The organism is Flavobacterium aestivum (assembly GCF_026870175.2).
Taxonomy (GTDB): domain Bacteria; phylum Bacteroidota; class Bacteroidia; order Flavobacteriales; family Flavobacteriaceae; genus Flavobacterium; species Flavobacterium aestivum.
The window spans coordinates 3855780-3876182 of sequence record NZ_CP113977.2 but is presented as its reverse complement, the minus strand read 5'-3'; the positions used below and the strand labels follow the sequence as shown (position 1 = coordinate 3876182).

The following is a 20403-nucleotide window of genomic DNA, read 5'->3' as shown; positions in this document are numbered from 1 at the left end:
GTCCCATTTTTTTGTGAATGAATAAGGCAACAGTCGAATACCTCATACTCATATTAATGTTTTTAGATAACCTAGAATTTATAATGTATTTGTATAAGCATTAATTAATAGTTGAATTGATTTTTGGGATTTACAATAACCCTAAATTTTGAGCTTTATCAATTAGATCTTTATCACTGCCTTTTCCTTTTAAAAGCTGATCTTTTATGTTTGCTTTTCTTTTTTCTATAGCACTCATAGAAAGAGGGATGTAGTTGGGAAGATTAACTGTTTTAATTCCTTGAGAAATTAAGCTCAAAATTTGACAGTCATGATTATCCCAGTTTATGTTTCTTTTAAATAATTCTCTTTGAGAATCTATTATAGTATTGCTTCGGAATATTTCACCTTCAAGAATCTTTCTACAAATAACTGGAAATAACTCAAAGTTAATATCACTTTTTGAGATGAATCCTTCAGGTTGTATCCCTTTAATGATTTTGTCTACCGTTAAGGGTTTACTATGCATTGTAAGAAGGACTATTTTGCAATTTGCCAGTTTTTCTCTAATGAGCAAAGCCAAATCAATGCCATTATTAATATTAAGTCCACTATAAGGAGGGAGACTAACATCTAATATAGCCAAATCAATTTTTGTGTTTTGTCTTAGTAAAAATTTTATTTTGTTATAAGCATCTTCACAATTATAACATTTTATGAAGTTTGGTGCTTTTTTTTGAAAATTGATCCCAGATAATAGGTTAATATAACTATCAACTGTCATTGGGTGATCATCGACTATTAATATATTAAGATTTATATCCATTTTTTGTCCAATTTCATACAATACTAATTAAATATTACGGTTATATCGTACAATTATAATGAATCTTAGTGGTTTTTTTTACACTAAATGAAATTAAAACTATTTTTTTTTAAGAAAATCAAATTTTACACTTCAAGTCATATTTCAATTTCGATATAATTTATAGAGATGTTTACCTAATCACTACTGAATTTTTTTTAAGATGAAACCAGTAATAATTTTTTTTTGGAATAGCATTTTCGATGTATGTTTTATTTCCAAATTTTCCAATCAAGCCCTTTGTTTTACTGGCAGTTTGATCTGAAATATTCAACTTTTCCACTACCATTTTTTGTGGTTAATATGATTTTCCAATCAATTCGAGGTAGAAAAAAAACATAAAAAACGTGCAACTTTTACAGCCTATTTATCTTAAGATTTTAAACATGCAAGGAGCCAAAACAGTACCACTCCAAATGCTTATTTAGTAAGTTTTTTCTGTATTATTTTTTCATTAACTTAAAGTTAAAATAGCTGTTCAAAGTGCTTATTTGTAGGGTTATTTAATTAATAATCAGTGGTTTTTATGCTATATATGTGAGACCGTAATTTTTCAATTAAAAAACCGTAATTTTTTGAAGAATGTTGCTACTATTTTCGTGCGAAATTTATAAGCAAATATTAAAAATTAACATTTTGAAGGAAAATTTAGACTTTATAGTTAATGGATAAGGTATAAATGATAGACCATGCGGAATCATTTAAGCGGTTATTAAATAAAATAATTCAATAGAATACGATTGTAAACAAGAAATACGAATTTGGAATTTATGGATAAGAGTGAAGTGACAAATAATTTTAGTTTAGTTTCAAAATATTGGAAGAAAAAAGTACTAAACAGGGAGAGGGTTATTGGGCTACAGGATAGACAAAATAATCTTTCATGTGTTACTATTAAGGCCGATGAACTAAGCTATTTCAATAAGCTTACAAATAGTAATTTAATAGCTCAAGCTACAGTTATAAGTGCTATTTATTCTTTTTTGTTAAAAAAACTGATTAATGAATTTGACGGTTATGTCGTTTCAGATTATAAAGATCAATGCAATTCTTTACTCCAATCATTTCCTATAGACTTAAATATATCTTTTAAAGAATATCTTCAAAAGGTAAAAGATGAAATTTTAGAGTCATTAAAATATTCAGACTATAACAATGATGATTTATCTGGAAAGATAAGTTTTAATGATTTAAACACTCTGTCAAATTACAGTATTGGGGTCAATTCAGAAAGGAATTTAGATTGTCATGGTATTTTGCTTAATATAAGAATAAATGAGAATGAGGATTTAGAAATTCACGTTTCTTATTTAGAAGATTTTGTAAAGAAAGGAATCGTAGAGTATTTGGTTAAGTATTTTAAACAGTTTATAGTTAATTTAGAAAATAATATAACACCAAACTTATCGGATTATGAGCTACTATCTGAAAAAGAAAAGCATCAATTATTAGTAGATTTTAATAATACAGCTGTAGCATATCCGAAAGAAAAAACGATAGTTGATTTATTTGAAGAACAAGTTGCAAAAACACCAAATAATGTTGCAGTTGTATTTGGAGAATCGAATTTAACCTATTCGATATTAAACGAAAAAGCAAATCAGTTAGCCAATTATATTTCTTCCCAACATACCATCAATACAGGGGACATAATTGGAGTGTTTTTACCTAAATCAGATATTGGAATCGTTTCGTTATTGGCAATATTAAAGTTAGGAGCAGTTTATCTGCCCATAGACACCAATTATCCACAAGAAAGAATTGATTATTTAATAAATGACAGTGGTTTAAAACTAATAATTTGTGACAGTGCTGCATTAGATATAGATAATTGCGAGACAATTGATCTAAGCACAATAAACATTGATGCAAATAGTAGTGAGAATATAAATAGGTCTATTTCGCCTAAAGATTTAGCATATGTGATTTATACATCGGGTTCTACAGGGCAACCAAAAGGGGTAATGATAGAGCATACGAGTAATATAAACATGTCTTTGGATCAGATTGAATCATTTGGAATTAGCAATGATGACAAGATTGTATGGTTTGCTTCAGTAGCTTTTGATGCATCTATATCTGAGATTATGATGAGTTTGTATAGTGGGGCTACATTATGCATTCCAACAGATGAAATAATAAAAGACAAAGATCAATTTATAGGTTTCTTAAAAGAAATAAAAGCATCAGTAGTCACTTTTCCTCCAAGTTATTTAGGATTATTGTCCGAAAAAGATATTTCAGGATTGAGATGTATCATTACGGCTGGAGAATCTGCTAATCCAACTAAAGCAATAGCAGTTGTAGAATCCGGAATTGAGTATTATAACGCCTATGGACCTACGGAATGTGCCGTTTGTGTGTCGATTTATAAGGTATCCAAAAATGATTTTGATAAGCCAGTTATTCCAATTGGGAGACCAATATCAAATACTAAGATTTACATATTAGACGATGCATTACAACTTTTACCAATAGGAGTTGCAGGAAAAATATATGTATCGGGATCAGGCGTAGCCAGAGGATATTTAAACAAGCCGGAACTTACTTCCGAAAAGTTCGTTGCTAATCCTTTTCAAGAAGGAGAGCGTATGTATGATACAGGTGATTTAGGCTGTTGGTTAGCAAACGGAGATATTGAGTTTTTGGGCAGAAAAGACCATCAGGTAAAGATAAGAGGGTACAGAATAGAGCTGGGAGAAATAGAAAATACAATATCACAGTTTTCAGAAGATTTAAAACAAGTAGTTGTTGAGGTAAAAGAAAACAACCAGGAGAAAGTATTAGTAGCTTATTTGGTAGCTACTAAACAAGTGGATAAATCTGAATTGCGAAATTTTCTGCAAAACAGACTACCTGATTATATGGTTCCAGGATTTTATGTAGCATTAGAAAAACTGCCATTAACTCCAAACGGAAAAATAGATAGAAAAACGCTTCCAGGTATCACAGGTGATGATATTATAAGAAGAGCGTATGTCGCTCCAAGAAATGAAGTAGAAAAAAGCTTAGTAGCCATATGGCAAGAAGTATTAGGGATAGAAAGAATAGGGATAACAGATAACTTTTTTGAGTTAGGAGGACATAGTTTAATTATTGCTCAAGTAATTAATAGAACCCATAAGCAATTAGGGAAAACGGTATCTTTTAAAGTGTTTTTCACAAACCCGAGCATAGAAGGATTAGCCAAACAATTACAGGAGAATGATTATTTGGCAATACCTAAAGCTCCAGTAGCAGCATCTTATCCGTTAACAGCAGCACAAAACAGGCTATGGATATTGAGCCAGTTAGACGGAGGTTCTATAGCCTATAATATGCCGGCAACGGTTAAATTGACAGGAACGGTTGATGCTCAAAAATTTGAAGAATCGTTTAGACTATTAATGCATCGTCATGAGATTTTAAGAACCTATTTTAAAACGAATGCAGAAGGAGAAATTCAGCAATATATTACACCAGCTGAACAAATAAACTTTAAGATATCTGAGAAAGATTATAGTTCAGTTGAAAACAAGAAAGATGAGATAGCTAATTATTTACAGGATAAAAATAGTCAACCTTTTGATTTAGAAAACGCGCCACTTGTAAGAGCTTCATTAATCAAGTTAAGCCAAGATGAGTATGTATTTTTCTTATCCTTACATCATATCATTGGTGATGGATGGTCAATAGAGTTATTGATTGCTGAGGTTGTAAAAACATACAATGCATTAACACAAGGAGGTAAAACTAATTTACCTGAATTAGGCATTCAGTATAAAGATTATGCGGTATGGCTTAATCAGGAATTACAAGAAGAAAAATATAAAACATCAGAACAGTATTGGTTAAATCAGTTTACTGGAGAATTACCAGTATTAGAATTACCAAGTTTTAGAACCCGTCCGTTAGTGCAAACGTATAACGGAAATAATCTGGTTCATCAATTTTCAAATGCATTTTTAGAGAAGTTAAGAGCATTTTCAAAAGAGCATGATGTCACTTTATTTATGACCTTGATGGCAGGAATAAATGCCTTGTTGCATAGATATTCAGGTCAGAATGATATTATAGTTGGAACCCCAATAGCAGGAAGAGAACATCCGGATTTAGAGAATCAAATGGGGCTGTATTTGAATACGCTTGCCATACGAACTCAACTAAAAGAGGAAAGCAGCTTTTTGGATTTGGTTGCCACACAAAAAGAAACTTTATTAAATGCTTATGACCATCAAAATTATCCTTTTGATGCGCTAGTGGGAAAATTGAATTTAAAGAGAGATACCAGTCGTTCAGCTTTATTTGATGTATTGGTGGTGTTGCAAAATCAAGGACAGTTAAATAATCTTAATACCGAAGAACTTATTAGTCTTGAAGTAAGTGATTATGAGTTTAAGAATAAAACCTCTCAATTTGACATCAGTTTTACTTTCGTTGAAAAAGAAGGGTTAGACCTTAGAATTGAGTATAATACAGATATCTACGAAGAACATTTGATAGAAAGAATGTTTCTTCATTTAGAAAACCTGCTTACAGAATCATTAGAGCATCCAGAAAGTCTTATTCAAAAAGTAAATTACTTAACCGATAAAGAAAAACAACAACTATTAGTTGATTTTAATGACACCGAAGTAATTTATCCGAAAGACAAAACAATAATCGATTTATTCGAAGAGCAAGTAGCCAAGACTCCAAATAATATTGCAGTATTATTTGAAGAAAAGGAATTAACATACAGTGAATTAAATGAGCAATCCAATCAGTTGGCAGCTTATTTGATTGAAAATTATGCCATAAAGCCAGACGATTTAGTTGGAATCAGACTCGATAGGAGCGAGCGTATGATGGTTGCTATTTTTGGGATATTAAAATCGGGAGGAGCATATATCCCGATGGATGTAAATTATCCTCAGGAAAGAATAGATTATATAACAAAGGATGCCAAGCTGAAACTTTGTATTGATGAAAATGAATTTGAGAAATTCCAATCACATCAAAATTCTTATAGTAAAGCATCGCTTCAAATAGGCAATTTAGTTAATCATTTAGCTTATTGCATTTATACTTCCGGATCTACAGGAAACCCAAAAGGCGTATTGAATCATCATGCAGGATTGTATAACCGATTGTTATGGATGAAATCGTATTTAGAGGTTGGAGAGAAAGAAGTTTTTCTTCAAAAAACCCCATATACTTTTGATGTTTCAGTTTGGGAGTTAATCTTGCCTTTTATCACGGGAAGTTCTCTGGTCATAGCAAAACCGGAAGGACATAAGGATGCTACTTATTTGCAAGAAGTAATCAATAAAAAACAGGTTACAATAATCCATTTTGTACCTTCAATGTTAGGCGTATTCTTGTTGGATGTAGACAAAGAAAAATGCAATTGTTTGTCGCATATTGTATGTAGTGGCGAAGAGTTGCCAGCAATTATGGCGCAAGAATGCAAAGAAAAATTCCCAAAAACACAACTGCACAATCTATATGGTCCCACAGAGGCTGCTATTGATGTAACAGCTATAAACTTGAGCGAAGTTGATGTAATGCAGCAAGGTGTAAGCATAGGTAAACCTATAGCAAACACAAGTATGTATATCGTTAATAATTCGTTCGAATTACAACCTTTGGGTGTGACAGGAGAATTATTAATATCTGGAATACAAGTGGCTAGGGGTTATTTGAACCTGCCGGAACTTACAAAAGACCGTTTTATAGCCGATCCTTTTAGGAAAGATTACCAGGTTTATCGCACTGGTGATATAGCACAATGGCAACCAGATGGTTCCATTCGTTATATGGGAAGAATTGACAATCAAGTAAAAATTAGAGGTAATAGAATTGAATTAGGGGAGGTAGAAAATGCCATCATGATATATGGTGGCATTCAACAAGTGGTGGCTACCCCAAAAGAGCTAAACGGAGAGAAAGTTCTTGTTGCTTATTATCTTTTAGAAAAAGAGATAGCAATAGACAAAGCAGAAATACGTGCTTATTTGCAAGGAAAGCTTCCAGATTATATGGTACCAAGCTTTTATGTACAGTTAGAAACTTTACCAATGACTTCCAGTGGTAAAGTAGACAGAAAAGCGTTGCCTAATATAACAGGAGATGATCTTATTCGAGGTGAATATGTATCACCACAGAATCAGACAGAAGAAAAAATGGCAACAATCTGGCAGGATATTCTGGGTATTGATAAAGTAGGAATTACCGATAACTTTTTTGAATTGGGAGGTGATTCAATACGAGCTATACGAATTCTAGGAAGAATTAATAAAGACCTATGTCTAAATTATAAATTAGCAGATATCTATGCATTGCCTACTATACAAAAGTTGTTATCTATAGAAACGGAACGAACTGAAAATGAGATTCCAAATGCAATAAAAGCTGAAGTTGAAGCCTATTTTGAAAATTTAGAAAAAGAATTTAATCCATATGAGTTTTATGAAGAGAGAAAATTTCTTTATGAAACCAATAGTGAAGATTCAGAAGGTTTGAATGTTGTTACACCATTTTCGAAAGAAAAAATTGTTTCCATTTATCCTATGAGTGATATAGAATTGGGGATGCTTTTTGGTTCTATTGCAACCCGAAGTAAAGGAGTATATCACGATCAGTTCGTTTTTCCATTACCAACTTCACAATTTGACAAAGAATCATTTATTAAAGCTATTTCGGTTTTAGTCGATAAGCATGAAATACTTAGAACAGCCTATAATATTGAAAGGTATAGTACACCTGTGCATCTTGTTTATGAAAAAATAGATATCAAATTAGATTATGAAGATCTGTCGGCAAATAATCAGGAGGAAATTTATTCTAAAATAAATGATTTTATGGTTAATGAGAGAACTCAAAATTCTTTTGTTACATCTGAACCAGGTTTGTGGAGGATGAAAATTTATAAAACTGCCGAAACAGAGTATAGCCTTCTTTTTCAATTCCATCATGCAATATTAGATGGATGGAGTGTGGCTTCATTAATGACAGAATTGAACAACATTTATCTTTCTATTTTAGATAATGAAGAAATAGCCACAGAAAAATTAGCACTAACCTATAAGGATTATGTTTTTGAGCAAAATTGTATCAAGAAGAGTGATAAATACAATGATTTTTGGAAAGAAAATTTAAGCGAGTATAAAAAGCTGGACATTTTTACTGAGGAGAATTTTTCAAAAAGACATGATTTTACGATTGACGGAGAACTCTATGATTCGGTAATACAATTTAGCCAAACTCATAGTTTAAGTTTAAAAACAATTGCCTTTGCAGCTTATTTATATACTTTAAAAACCTTAACCTACGAGGGCGATATAACAGTAGGTATGGTAACAAACGGCAGGCCTTTGCAGGAAGATGCAGATAAAATATTAGGCTGTTTCCTAAATACAGTTCCTTTTAGAATTAAGGAAACAAACGGAACTGCGTTGTCATTTGTTGAAAAAATTAATGAATTGCTAATCAGTCAAAAACAGTTTGAAAGAATTAGCTTGAATGAATTGCAAACCCGTTTCTCATTAAACAAAAAAGGAGAGAATCCTTTTTTTGATACTCATTTTAATTATATCGATTTTCACATTTACAATGATCTTAATGTGAAGAATGATGAAAAAGTAAATGAATTTAGATTTGCCGATCTCAATTTTGAAGCAACGAATACTTTTCTGGATTTAAATATTCGTCCAGTTGCAAATGGCATAAAAGTATCATGGAATCAGCAAAGAACATTGAAATACGGATTAACAGTAGCGCGACTGCAAGAGTACTACAATAACTTTTTATCTACTTTAGTAAATTCTACCGATGCTGTTTTAAAAAGTGAATCTGTTTTGCCAAGTCTGGAGAAACAAAGTTTACTTTATGATCTTAACAATACAACAATCGAATACCCAAAAGGTAAAACGATTCTTGATTTGTTTGAAGAACAAGCAGCAAGAACCCCCGATAATATTGCAATACTATTTGAAGAAACAAAACTGACTTATAAAGAGTTAGATGAACAATCCAATCAATTAGCAGCTTATCTGACTAAAAATTATGCTATTGAAGCGGATGATTTAGTTGGAATTATACTCAACAGAAGTGAGCGAATGATAATTTCCATTTTTGGGATATTAAAAGCCGGAGGAGCTTATGTCCCGATGGATGTAAATTATCCGAAGGAAAGAGTCGATTATATAACAATTGATGGCAAGCTTAAAGTAAATATTGATGAGCAGGAATTTACGAAATTTAAGTCACATCAGGATTCGTACAGTACAAAAGCAATTGAGCGTGGAGATTTAGTGAATCATCTGGCTTATTGTATTTACACTTCCGGATCTACAGGAAACCCAAAAGGCGTATTAAATCATCATGCTGGTTTGTACAATCGCCTTATGTGGATGAGATCCTACTTGGAAGTTGGAGAGAACGAAGTTTTTCTTCAAAAAACACCTTATACATTTGACGTTTCCGTTTGGGAGTTAATCCTTCCTTTTATTACAGGAAGTTCCCTTGTCATTGCAAAACCCGAAGGGCATAGAGATGTTGATTATCTACAGGAAATAATCAGTAAAAAACAAGTTTCTATAGTGCATTTTGTGCCTTCAATGTTAGGGATATTCCTTCTGGATACAGACAGTGAAAAATGTAACAGTTTGTCACATATTGTGTGCAGTGGTGAAGAACTGCCAGTACTTATGGCGCAGGAATGTAAGGAAAAATTCGGAACAGCAAAACTGCACAATTTATACGGCCCAACAGAAGCAGCTATTGACGTAACAGCCATAAATTTAAGTGAAATAGATGTTATAAACGAAGGTGTAAGCATTGGTAAACCTATAGCCAACACGAGTATCTATATCGTTAATAATTCGCTTGGGTTACAGCCTTTAGGTGTACCTGGTGAATTACTAATCTCAGGAATACAAGTTGCCAGAGGGTATTTGAACCTTCCGGAACTTACCCAAGACCGTTTTATAGCCGATCCGTTTAGAGTGGGTTATCAAGTATATCGCACCGGTGATATTGCTCAATGGAAACCTGACGGTTCGATTCATTATATGGGAAGAATTGACAATCAGGTAAAAATAAGAGGGAACAGGATTGAACTAGGCGAGGTAGAAAATGCAGTTATGGCTTATGGTGATATTCAGCAGGTAGTAGCAACTCCAAAAGAATTAAACGGAGAAAAAGTACTTGTTGCTTATTATCTTTTAGAAAGAGGAGTTGTAGTAGATAAAGCCGCGATACGCACTTATTTACAAGGAAAACTTCCAGAATATATGGTGCCAAGTTTTTATGTAGAACTGGAGACTTTACCTATGACTTCGAGCGGTAAAGTCGACAGGAAAGCATTGCCAAGTATAGCAGGCGATGATCTTATTCGCGCTGAATATGTGTCGCCAGGAAATCAAACAGAAGAAAAACTAGCCACAATCTGGCAGGATATTTTGGGAATTGATAAAGTAGGAATTACTGATAACTTTTTTGAATTAGGAGGTACTTCTTTTCAGCTTATCAAATTGCAAAAAATGATTGAATTGTTATGGCCTAATAAAATGGTTATTTCGGATTTATTTGAATTTAATTCGATTAAAGATATTGCAGCCTTTATCAATAAAGATTCAGCTGAAACCAACTTAGAAGAAAAAGAAGAGATGAAATTTTTCGAAATATAAAAACAAAACGCTATGGATATTGCATTAATTGGAGCTAGTATAAAATATGCTGATATAACAACGTTGCAGCAGTTTGTAGAAGTTATAAGAGATAATAAGGTTTGTATAAAACAACCTTCAGAAGAACGAATCTTAAATTCGAAAATAGAGAAAAAAGATGCGTATCATCCTTATGGATATTTAGATAGAGTTGATTTCTTCGATCATGAATTTTTTAATATATCAAAGGGAGAAGCCAATACAATAGATCCGGGACATAGAATGATTCTGGAGGGTGTGTGCACTGCGATTGAAAACAGTGGTTATGATTTAGATTATATCTCGTCGCAAAACACAGGATTGTTTACTACAACTCAAACCGGACTTTATAATTTATTGTACCAATCTGAAAATAAAGGTTTGGATTTTATAGGAGGATTGCCTTCAATAGGAGGTGGTAGAGTTGCCAATATTTTAAATATTAGAGGACCAGTGATGAACATAGATACTGCATGTTCATCTTCTTTGGTTGCTATTCATGAAGCAGTACAAAACATAAGAAACGGCGAAATCGATTTAGGAATTGTAGCAGGTTCACGCCTATTATATTTGTTTGATGAAGCTGATAGCTTTGAAAAAGATGCAATAATGTCTACCGATGGTATGTGCAGGGCTTTTGATGAGGATGCCTCCGGAACAGCAGGAGGAGAAGGTGTGGCTGTTGTTATTTTGAAAAGATTAGATCATGCAATAAGAGATAATGATACTATTCTGTCTGTAATAAAAGGTTCAGCCATTAATAATGATGGAAGCAGCTCTAATAGTATAACTTCTCCTAGTCCAGTTGCACAAAAAAATGTTATTTTAAGTGCTTGTAAAAATGCAAATATTCCTGTTTCGAGCGTAGGTTATATAGAAACTCATGGTACAGGAACTAAACTAGGAGATCCAATTGAGTATAAAGGTATAAAAGATGCATTCACTTATAATAATGAAAAATATTCGGTTCGTTTAGGGACTTTAAAACCAAATATTGGACATCTGGATAATATGTCGGGATTATTTGGATTGATAAAGGCTGCCTTTGTATTAAAGGAGAAAGAGTTTTTTCCTTTGGCAAATTTTAATACTGTCAATAAATTTATAGAGGAAGACTCAAATATTATTTTGCAAAAAGAAGGGGCAAAATGGGTTACGACTGAAATTAGAAGAGCAGGAGTAAGCTCGTTTGGATTAAGCGGTACAAATGCACACATCATTCTTGAAGAATATACAGCAAATGCAGAATCATTATTAAATACCGGAAATAATAACTGGTTTAAAGTAGCTGCAAAAAGCAAAAAATCTTTAAATGCATATCTTGATACTATTTATAATTTTATTTCGGAAACTACTCCAATAGAGGATCTAGCCTATACTTTAAATGCTGGTAGAAAAGATTATAAATACCAACTGGCAGTATCAGGAAATACGATTGATGAAATAAAACAATCACTTTTAAACCAGAAAGATAAGAACTATTTTAGTACGGTAAACTATAATAAAATAGCTTTATTATATCTTTCAGATGAGGTTTCAAATATTGAAAGTTTCTTAAAATGCAGCCACTTTAAAGATGTTTTCGGTAAACTTAAAAAAGAGATTGAAAACAATGAAATTGATCTTTCTGTTTCACAAACTTTAGCTTTTCAAGTTTCTTTATTCAAATATCTTTCAGCAAAAGGATTTAATGTAAACCAACTTATTTGTAATGGAAATATAGCTAAGGCTTCTAAAGAAATAATAGATGGAAAAAATATCATTTCTAAAGATTTAAAATTCAATGAAGAATTCAGCCTGGACTTTGAAAAATTAAAAATATTAGCAAAGAATTGTAATGATAATAACATATTGCTGGTTATAGTTGGAAACAGCAGCCATGCAATGCCGGCTATTCTCGAAGCATTAACAGAAGAACAAATTCCAGGCATAGATTTATTAAAAATTGTTGATGACAATAATTGGAATACGCTATGGAGTACTTTGTACAATAAAGGGTTGGAGTTTAATTGGAAAGAATTTTACAACAATGAAGTTTACAAAAAAGTTATTGCACCAACTTATCCATTTGAAAGGATATCCTGTTGGAACGAGAATAAAAATCCTTTACTGTTTGGTAATCTAAACACGAAACCTGAAGTTGAAAAGCCACAATTGCTAACCGAAAATTTGAGTGAGGAAGAAATTGTTGTGAATATTCTAAAAGAAGTTTTAAAAAATGACAGTCTAACTCTTACGGACGATTTTTTTGAATTAGGTGGGAATTCTATTGTTGGAGTTCAGTTTATAAATAGGATTAATGAACTTTTTGAGATAACAATAACATTCGATGATTTGTTTAACTGCTACGAGATTAATGAAATTGTAAATCTTATTAAACAAGCGGTTCAGGCAAAAGGTGAAAGTGATTTTATAGCACTTCCTAAGAATGATGAATTGATTTTTGAAACTCTTGAAGCATCAAACTCACAGCAAAGAATGTGGATTGAATCTTTGGTCGATAATTCTATGCAGTCAATTTATAATATCACTTTAACCTATAATGCCAAAGGAAGTTTGAATGTTGAAGTTTTTAAAGAAACACTTCACGAGTTAATCAAGATGCATGCCTGTCTGCGATCGACTTTCTTTACGGATGAGAACGGAACTGTCCGTCAGAAAATAAATGAGATTGAGAATATAAATATTGACCATTTTTTTACTTTTTGTTCTAATAACGACCCTCTTATCGGGGAAGAGAAAAAGAACGAAATTCAAAATATTAAGTTCGATTTAGAATTTGGCCCATTGTTTCAGGCATCTGTACTTCAAATTGATGAAAACAACTATAAGTTAATATTTGTTTTTCATCACATCATATTCGACGGTTGGTCTACAGGAGTTTTTATAAAAGATTTTGTGTCTGTTTATAAGCAAATTATGAGTCAGGTATATGTTCGCGCAGCTAGCAAAAATGATTATTTTGATTATCTAAACTGGCTGAAAGAAAACCTGCATATCGAGAAAATAGAATCATACGCAGACTATTGGAAAGATAAATTAAGAAATATTAATTCAAATTTAAAATTAGGAAATCCTAATGTTGGAACTTTTGAAGGTTCCCGATTAAATTTTAGTATTGATAAAAATCTGAAAGATAAATTGGCAGACTTTGCCAATAAAAACAGAGTAACGCTATTCAGCATATTAATTTCCTCAGTGAGAATATCTTTATATAGATTGGCTCAGGAAAATTTTGTGATTGGTACAGCTGTTTCTGGAAGAGTTAAAAAAGAGTTTGAGTCAACAATTGGTATGTTTATCAATACCCTTCCTATTTATACAGAAATAGATGCTGATAAAAACTTTACTGATTGTGTCGCCGATGAGATGAATACTATTTTGAAGGCATTAGAATATCAAGTGTATCCTTATGATTTGATATTAAATGATCTAAAAGTAGCTAATAAAAAATCATTCTTTGATGTAATGGTTGTATTGCAAAATCAGAATAATAGAGCGGGACTGGCCAGTAAAAATGATCTGCCATTTGAGATTGAAGAAGAGATTAATCAAACTTCTACATTTTCAAGATTTAATTTGTCATTTACGTTTTTTGATGTATTGGATGCTATTGAACTTGAATTGGATTACAAAGCAGGTGTGTTTAGCCAAGAGTTTATTTATTCTATGATGGATACATTCTTCTACCTTTTGGAACAATTTGTTGATGTTCCTGAGAAAAAGATTTCACAGTTTTCGATTCTAAACGAAGCTAAATTTCATGATATCGTATACGGATTTAACGACACCAAATCTGATTTTCCAGAGCATAAAACTCTTATTGATTTATTTGAAGAACAAGTAGGAAAAACGCCGAATAATATTGCGGTTGTTTTTGAAGATACCGAATTAACGTATAATGAACTCAATACAGAAGCCAATCAATTAGGAAGTTATTTGAGAAATCAGTATCAAATTGCAGCAGATGATTTAATTGGAGTTAAACTCGAACGAAGCGAAAAAATGATTTTGGCCGTTTTAGGTACACTAAAATCCGGAGCTGCTTATGTGCCTATAGATCCTGCTTACCCTCAGGAGAGAATAGATTATATAGAGAAGGACAGCAATTGCAAAATTGTAATTGATGAAGATGTATTAGAAGCGTTTTATAAAAATCAGCACGAATATCTGGATGCGAATATTGAAAAAATAAACGGTTCAAAAGATTTAGCTTACATCATTTACACTTCGGGAACCACAGGAAATCCAAAAGGAGTGATGGTCGAACATACGAATGTAGTTAACCTGATAATTTCGCAGACAAAAGAGTTTAAAATAGACGAAAACGAAAAAATACTTCAGCTTTCAAATTACACTTTTGATGCGTCAGTAGAGCAAATTTTTCTGGCGCTTTTAAACGGAGCAAGTTTGCATATTATTCCAAGAGAAGTATTACTCGAAGCGGATGTTTTTGAAGAATTTATTTTGAAAAATGAAATTACACATCTTCATGCAGTGCCGTCTGTTTTAGAAAAAATAGTACCAGACAGTCGTTTTAATTTAAAGAGAGTTATTGCGGGAGGTGACATTTGTTCTATCAAACTAGCCGAATCATGGAGTTCTGTTTGTGATTTTTATAACGAATACGGGCCAACCGAAACGGCAGTTACTTCGATTGAGCTTCTTTATAATAAAAACGAGACATTTTGTATTGGCAAACCAATTTCAAATACGCAGGTTTATATTCTGGATAATAACCTGCTGCCAACTCAATTAGGCGTTTTGGGTAAAATATATATTTCCGGTGCCGGAGTTACCCGCGGCTATCTGAACAAACCGGAGCTTACAGCCGAAAAATTTATTGAAAATCCATTCATATCAAATACAAGAATGTATGATACCGGAGATTTAGGAAGATGGTTGCCTGACGGAAATATCGAATTTTTAGGTAGAAACGATGATCAGGTAAAAATAAGAGGTTTTAGAATTGAGCTGGGAGAAATAGAAACTACTCTTTTGCAATTTTCGACACATTTACGACAAGTTGTGGTTCAGCCGCAATATGTAAATGGAGAGATAGCATTAGTTGCTTATTATGTTTCGGACGCTGTAATTGACAAAACAGAAATTCGCCGCTATCTCCATACCAAACTACCGGAATATATGGTTCCTTCCTTTCTTGTGGTTCTGGAACACTTACCATTAACAGCTAACGGAAAAATTGATCGCAGCGCTTTGCGAGGCATTAATGAAGAAGACATTATCAGAAAAGAGTATGTGGAACCAAGAAATGAAATTGAGCAAAAAATAGCCGAAATATGGCAAGAAATTCTTGGAGTTGAAAAAGTAGGAGTTACTGACAGTTTTTTTGAGTTGGGAGGGCATAGTCTGAACGCTACAAAATTGATTAGTATAATTCATAAACAGTTTAATGTCAAATTATCAATCATCGATTTGTTTAACAATATTATACTTGAAGAATTAGCACTGCTTTTAGAAAATACAATATTGTATAGCACAAGTAATGAAGAGAATATTTCGATTGAAGAATCTGAAAATTTCACCATATAATTTATAAAATCGAAATCCGCAGGGTGCTATTAAGCCCTATTCGAAAAAATAAATTCTTAAAAGCATCTTAAGTTTTAAGCTATGTTTCTATGCGTTGAATATTTTTTCTGGAATTACATCCAACGGGTTAAAATTAAAATACTAATAAAACAAAAATTACAAATGAATCGGTTTTTATTTATTGCATTTATTTTAAGTAACGTATTAACAGCACAAGTCAAAATATCCGGGAAAGTGGTTACTACAGAAAATATTCCTGTAGATTTTGCTGAAGTTGTCCTTTTTGAAAATGAGACTGTTCCTGTAAAAAGTCAAGTAACAAATGAAAAAGGTGAGTTTGTATTAGAATATAAAGCGGGTTTATACAAATTGAAAATCAATCAATTTAATTCTGTTTTATATACAAAGGAGATAGAATTGAATTCAAATCTGGATTTAGGGGTAATAATAATAAATCAGGTACAAGAATTAGAGACAGTTGTAATTTCTAAAAAGAAAGAAATCGTAGATCGTAAAGTTGACCGACTGGTTTTTAACGTAGAAAACACTATAAGCACTGCGGGTGGCGATGCTCTGGATGCATTAAAAATTACACCCGGAATACAAATTCAGAATGAGACTATCACCATAATAGGTAAGAGTACAGTAAGAGTTTTGATAGACGATAAAATGATTGAGCTTGGACAAGAAGAATTGACAAATTTATTAAAATCAATTCCTTCAGAGAACATCAAAAGTATCGAAGTAATTACAACACCACCAGCTAAATATGAGGCTTTAGGAAATAGCGGATTGGTAAATATCAAGTTAAAAAAGTCCAAAAAAGATTCTTGGAATCTCTCTCTTGGGAGTGGCTATCTGCACAGGCAACACGATGGAGAAGGATCATTAACAAGCAATTTTATATACAATCAGAATAAGTTAAGTATGTCAGCTTCATTGAATTATAGGAATGGCGGAATCTATCTGGAACAAGAGAGCCGCATCCACTTTGCTGATGAATTATGGGCTTTAGATTACCCTCTCCAAAAAAAGCATAAAATGCTTAATGGAATTTTCAGCATGCAATATGCAGCTACACCCAAATGGACTTTTGGTTTTCAATATCTCACTAATCTGAATAAAACAAATACTGATGCAACCAGAAGTTTGTTGATTTATGATAATGATACTAATGAAGTTAAACAAAATATAACCTCCGTTGGATATGCCTTTTTAAGACCAACACTCCATTCAATAAATTTATTTAATGAATATAAGATAAATCAAAAAGGGGGAAAAATGGTCGTGAATTTAGATTATTTTAATTATGGAAGCGACGATTCAAGACCATATGAAGGGACTTCGGAAGAGTATAATCCACCTAAAGAACAATTTTTTAAAGGAATTAATAATAATAATCAAAGTATCAATAATTTTTCAAGTAAAATTGATTTTGAATTACCGATAGCATGGGTTAATCTTAGTTTTGGGGGGAAAATTTCTTTTTCAGACACAAAAAATTTAATTTCTGCATTCAATAGTGATTTTACAGATGTACCTGTAACCGATATGCCATTATCAAACTTTGAATTTGGATATAAAGAAAATGTACAGGCAGTATATTTATCAGGAAATAAAAAGTTTAGTAATAATTTAGAATCCCAAATCGGATTGAGAGTTGAAAATACTCAGGCAAAATCGTATGATGTAGATTTAGATCAATCAGTAAATAATAATTATACAAAGTTATTTCCTTCCTTTAATATTTCATACACACCTCAGCCTAATTCTGTATACAGATTTAGCTATAGCCGAAGAATAGACCGACCTAATTTTGCTCAATTAAACCCCAATATAGCCTATATAAATCCGTTTCAGAGTATTCAGGGCAATCCTTTATTGCAGCCTTCCTTTGCGGATAATTTTGAGTTTATTTATTCTTATAAAAAGCTTGAAAGCAAATTTTATTATAGTCATGATAAAAATGTATTCATGCAAATATCAACACCAGATCCTGAGACAAATGTTGTTCGAATAATTAACCAAAATATCTTTAATATGGAAAGATTAGGGATTGCGGAAATCTATGTTTTTAACAAATTTAAGCGATGGACAAGTAACAATACGGCTGATTTTAATTACACAAAATCAAAATCTTTAATAGAATCAACAAAAGGAGTTGAAGGTTTTAATTTGAAATTATCAACGAATAACGATTTCATCTTAAATGATAAAAAAACCTTCTTGTTTAACCTTAATTATTGGTATGTTTTTCCAAAAACAGAAGGATTTGTAAAGTTAGACGCATCAAGTTCTACCTCATTAACTATTCAATATTTATTGCTTAACAATGATCTAAGAATATCACTGAAAGCCAATGATATTTTTAGAACAGAAAAAATAAAATTTAATCCAACCGTAAACGGAGTTTATCAGGAGTACAGCCTTTACAATGACAGCAGGTATATACAACTGTACCTAAATTATAGACTTGGAAGCAAAAAGGCAAAAATTGTAAACAGAAATACCGGTAATGAAGAGGAAAGAAAAAGAACAGGTAGTTAATCAGGAAATGCTGAACAAATAATCAGTTAATAAAAAATAAATCATTAATAATATTTCAAATGGAAGGATTAGTTTATTTAAAGCCAAACGTAGTTATAGAGCCTTTAATAGAAAGATGGTATGCTTGGGCTCATCTAATATCGCCAGGAACGGCATCGATGAATGTTACAAAAAGACATATTGAAATAATGAACTCTTATATTGAATGTCCAGCAGTGCATGATGAAGCTGTAAAAGATCCTAAAATGTTAGGAGGGCCTTTTATGGATTATAGTGGGGATAGATCTGAGGATGTCAGAAAATTGCTGGAATCAACTTTTGTAAATCAGAAAGAGTTGATTAGTCTTTCAATGGCAATTAGAAAGTTGGTTTTAATGCTGAATAAAGAAGCCAAAGGACAGTCATTAGAAGGATTATATAAAAATGTACCGGATATCTTGAAAGGCTACGTAGAATTGATATATGATTTAAATGGTAATCCTTCCTTTAGATTTTATGAGCAGCTTTTATATAAAAGTAAATTCTATAATAAAAACAATCAAAGTTTGGCATTGTGGGTTACAAATAATGATTCACGCCCTTTTTGTCTAAGTACACCAAGATTAGATGAGAAAGATGTATTGCATTTGGATATGCCTTTTGAACATACATTTATTGATGAGTTAAGTAAAATGAAGAGAACCCCACGGCCTTATAATGAAATAAGAGAATTGTTGGGTGATTTAAATGAAACAGATGAAGGATTATTTAAATCGTTTTTTACTGAAACACCATCAGTTCCTTATGTTAAGTATGAAGGGGATAAAATTAGAATGAGGTATTTTGGTCATGCTTGTATATTAATTGAAACAAAAGAGGTAAGCATACTTGTAGACCCATTAATTAGTTACTACGGATACGAATCAAGTGTAGAACATTTCTCTGACTATGAATTGCCGGAACAGATTGATTATGTTTTGATTACTCATAATCATCAAGATCATATTTTACTTGAAACACTTCTGCCACTTAGACATAAGATCAAAAACATTATTGTACCACGTTCTGGAGGAGGGCATCTACAAGACCCATCTTTAAAACTAATGTTTAATAATATAGGCTTTAATAATATTATTGAAATTGAAGAATTCTCGACTGTAAATTTTTCAGATTGCAAGATTACAGGTATCCCTTTTACAGGGGAGCATAGTGATTTAGACATTAAGGCAAAACTTTGTTATCATGTTGAGATCTCTGAATTCTCTTTACTTTTTGCAGCAGATTCAAGGATTTTAGAAAAGAAATTATACGAGCATACCCAAAGTTTAATGGGTAATGTAGATGTTATTTTTCTGGGTATGGAATGTGATGGCGCACCATTAACCTGGTTATATGGTCCTCTAGTTGTTAATGAATTATCAAAAGAACATGATCAATCGAGAAGATTAGCCGGATCTGATTTTGCAAGAGGAATGCATTTAGTAGATGTATTTAACCCGTTAGAAGTTTATGTGTATGCCATGGGGCAGGAACCTTGGTGTGAATTCATTAGTAGTATAAAATACACGGATGAATCCAATCCTATTATTCAGTCTAATCGCCTTATTGACGAATGTAATTTGAGGGGAATAATTACGGAAAGACTATTTGGGGAAAAAGAGATATTGTATAGTAAGAAAAAAGTAGAGAGCTATAGTTTGGTCTAAAAAAGGGACACAGATGGCACTGATAAAAGCGGGTTAATACAAGTTTTTACTAAAAAATGAATTTGTGAAAAATTATGTAACCCGTAATTAAAAACAATTTAGGGAA

At 32.1% G+C, this 20403-nt stretch carries 5 protein-coding genes; 4 read left to right on the top strand and 1 reads right to left on the bottom strand.

Going from position 1 to position 20403, the window contains the following annotated elements; genetic code table 11:
* Window positions 1-130: 130 nt before the first annotated feature.
* Window positions 131-805 carry a response regulator gene (locus tag OZP08_RS16370; RefSeq protein ID WP_281322356.1) on the bottom strand — a complete coding sequence of 225 codons (675 nt, stop codon included), beginning with the start codon at window positions 803-805 and terminating at the stop codon, window positions 131-133.
* An 809-nt stretch (window positions 806-1614) separates the two neighbouring features.
* Between OZP08_RS16370 and OZP08_RS16365 the strand changes: the two genes are divergently transcribed.
* The 4 genes from OZP08_RS16365 (at window position 1615) to OZP08_RS16350 (ending at window position 20297) form a co-directional block, all read left to right on the top strand.
* Window positions 1615-10494: a non-ribosomal peptide synthetase gene (locus OZP08_RS16365; protein WP_281322355.1), complete on the top strand. Its 8880-nt coding sequence runs from the start codon at window positions 1615-1617 to the stop codon at window positions 10492-10494.
* Between the two features lie 12 nt (window positions 10495-10506).
* Window positions 10507-16065, top strand: coding sequence for a non-ribosomal peptide synthetase (locus OZP08_RS16360; protein WP_281322354.1), 5559 nt, complete (start codon window positions 10507-10509; stop codon window positions 16063-16065).
* Between the two features lie 162 nt (window positions 16066-16227).
* Window positions 16228-18612 carry a TonB-dependent receptor domain-containing protein gene (locus tag OZP08_RS16355; protein ID WP_281322353.1) on the top strand — a complete coding sequence of 795 codons (2385 nt, stop codon included), beginning with the start codon at window positions 16228-16230 and terminating at the stop codon, window positions 18610-18612.
* A gap of 59 nt (window positions 18613-18671) precedes the next feature.
* A complete protein-coding gene (locus OZP08_RS16350; protein WP_268847166.1) occupies window positions 18672-20297 on the top strand; it encodes an MBL fold metallo-hydrolase in 1626 nt (541 codons plus the stop codon).
* Window positions 20298-20403: the final 106 nt, after the last annotated feature.